This is a genomic window from Campylobacter sp. VBCF_06 NA8 (genome assembly GCF_027737825.1).
Classification (GTDB): Bacteria; Campylobacterota; Campylobacteria; order Campylobacterales; family Campylobacteraceae; genus Campylobacter_B.
Map to the genome: position 1 here is coordinate 1 of NZ_JAOVUB010000009.1, position 3,095 is coordinate 3,095.

Consider the following 3,095-nt stretch of genomic DNA (forward strand, 5'->3'; position numbering starts at 1 on the left):
TTAAATATTGTAAAAGCAATTTATCAAATTTAAAATTTATAAATTAAATCTTTTATCTTTAACAAGGAAGTAATGCAAATTAGAATATTAACATAGTCTAATACTTCATTTTATTATGAAGTAAAATAAAAGGTAAGCTACTAAGAGCAAACGGTGGATGCCTTGGCTAGTAGAGGCGATGAAGGACGTGCCAGGCTGCGATAAGTCTCGGGGAGCCGTCAAGGGGCTTTGATCCGGGAATTTCCGAATGGGGCAACCCAGTTAATAGTAATATTAACTACCTACGGGAGCGAACGAGGGGAATTGAAACATCTTAGTACCCTCAGGAAAAGAAATCAAAAGAGATTACGCTAGTAGCGGCGAGCGAACGCGTAAGAGGGCAAACCACTAGCTTGCTAGTGGGGTTGTAGGACTGCAATAAAGACTAAAAGCAGATAGCAGAATAAACTGGAAAGTTTAATCATAGAGGGTGATAATCCCGTATGCGAAATCTCCTTTTTACTTAGCAGTATCCTGAGTAGGGCGGGACACGTGAAATCCTGTCTGAAGCTGGGTAGACCACTATCCAACCCTAAATACTACTACTAGACCGATAGTGCACAAGTACCGTGAGGGAAAGGTGAAAAGAACTGAGGTGATCAGAGTGAAATAGAACCTGAAACCGTTTGCTTACAATCATTCAGAGCCCTATGATTTATCAGGGTGATGGACTGCCTTTTGCATAATGAGCCTGCGAGTTGTGGTATCTGGCGAGGTTAAGGAAACCCGGAGCCGTAGCGAAAGCGAGTCTTAATAGGGCGATTAGTCAGATGCTGCAGACCCGAAACGATGTGATCTATCCATGGGCAGGTTGAAGCCGGTGTAAGAACCGGTGGAGGACCCAACCGACGGCTGTTGAAAAAGCTCCGGATGACCTGTGGATAGGGGTGAAAGGCCAATCAAACATCGTGATAGCTGGTTCTCTCCGAAATATATTGAGGTATAGCGTTGTGTCGTAATTATAAGGGGTAGAGCACTGAATGGGCTAGGGCATACACCAATGTACCAAACCCTATCAAACTCCGAATACTTATAATGTAATCACAGCAGTCAGGCGGCGAGTGATAAAATCCGTCGTCGAGAGGGGAACAACCCAGACTACCGACTAAGGTCCCTAAATCTTATTTAAGTGGAAAACGATGTGGAGTTACTGAAACAACCAGGAGGTTGGCTTAGAAGCAGCCATCCTTTAAAGATAGCGTAATAGCTCACTGGTCTAGTGATTCTGCGCGGAAAATATAACGGGGCTAAAATAAGTACCGAAGTCGTAGATTTGCACCTAGTGCAAGTGGTAGGAGAGCGTTCTATTCAGCGTCGAAGCCATACCGGCAAGGAGTGGTGGAGCGGATAGAAGTGAGCATGCAGGCATGAGTAGCGATAAAATATGTGAGAATCATATTCGCCGTAAACCCAAGGTTTCCTACGCGATGCTCGTCATCGTAGGGTTAGTCGGGTCCTAAGCAAAGTCCGAAAGGGGTATGCGATGGAAAATCGGTTAATATTCCGATACCAATATTAGTGTGCGATGGAAGGACGCTTAAAGTTAGGGGAGCCAGCTGATGGAAGTGCTGGTCTAAGTGTGTAGGTTGAGTTATAGGCAAATCCGTAACTCTTTATCCGAGACATTAAAGGCTCTTGACGCTCTTCGGAGTAGATTGAGAATCCTTGATACTATCGAGCCAAGAAAAGTTTCTAAGTTTAGCTAATATTGCCCGTACCGTAAACCGACACAGGTGGGTGGGATGAGTATTCTAAGGCGCGTGGAAGAACTCTCTTTAAGGAACTCTGCAAAATAGCACCGTATCTTCGGTATAAGGTGTGCCTAACTTTGTTAAGGATTTACTCTGTAAGCAAAGAAGGTTACAACAAAGAGTCCCTCCCGACTGTTTACCATAAACACAGCACTCTGCTAACTCGTAAGAGGATGTATAGGGTGTGACGCCTGCCCGGTGCTCGAAGGTTAATTGATGATGTCAGCTTTTGCGAAGCATCTGATCGAAGCCCGAGTAAACGGCGGCCGTAACTATAACGGTCCTAAGGTAGCGAAATTCCTTGTCGGTTAAATACCGACCTGCATGAATGGCGTAACGAGATGGGAGCTGTCTCAAAGAGGGATCCAGTGAAATTGTAGTGGAGGTGAAAATTCCTCCTACCCGCGGCAAGACGGAAAGACCCCGTGGACCTTTACTATAGCTTGACACTGCTGCTTGGATAAAGATGCGCAGGATAGGTGGGAGGCTTTGATCCATATACTCCGGTGTATGGTGAGCCATTGTTGAGATACCACTCTTCTTTATTTGGGTAGCTAACTAGCCTAAGTTATCCTTAGGTAGGACAATGTCTGGTGGGTAGTTTGACTGGGGCGGTCGCCTCCCAAAATGTAACGGAGGCTTACAAAGGTTGGCTCAAAGCGGTTGGAAATCGCTTGTAGAGTATAAAGGCATAAGCCAGCTTAACTGCGAGACACACAAGTCAAGCAGAGACGAAAGTCGGTCTTAGTGATCCGGTGGTTCTGTGTGGAAGGGCCATCGCTCAAAGGATAAAAGGTACCCCGGGGATAACAGGCTGATCTCCCCCAAGAGCTCACATCGACGGGGAGGTTTGGCACCTCGATGTCGGCTCATCGCATCCTGGGGCTGGAGCAGGTCCCAAGGGTATGGCTGTTCGCCATTTAAAGCGGTACGCGAGCTGGGTTCAGAACGTCGTGAGACAGTTCGGTCCCTATCTGCCGTGGGCGTAAGAAGATTGAGGAGAGTTGACTCTAGTACGAGAGGACCGAGTCGAACTGGCCACTGGTGTATGGGTTGTTCTGCCAAGAGCATCGCCCAGTAGCTAAGCCGGGATGTGATAAGAGCTGAAAGCATCTAAGCTCGAAGCCAACTCCAAGATGAATCTTCTTTTAAGAGCTCAGAAAGACTATCTGTTTGATAGGCCGGATGTGTAAGTGATGAAAGTCATTTAGCTGACCGGTACTAATAGCTCGTTTGCTTATCTTTTTAAGCATTACTTCCTTGTTAAAGGTATTAGAAATCCTTTAACAATATGGTAAAAGATTT

Annotated in this window: 1 rRNA gene; it reads left to right on the forward strand. The window is 45.9% G+C overall.

Annotated features, from left to right (window positions below):
* The first annotated feature begins 130 nt into the window (after nt 1–130).
* Nucleotides 131–3,035 (forward strand): 23S ribosomal RNA (locus tag OFO10_RS08240).
* The last annotated feature ends 60 nt before the right edge of the window (nt 3,036–3,095 follow it).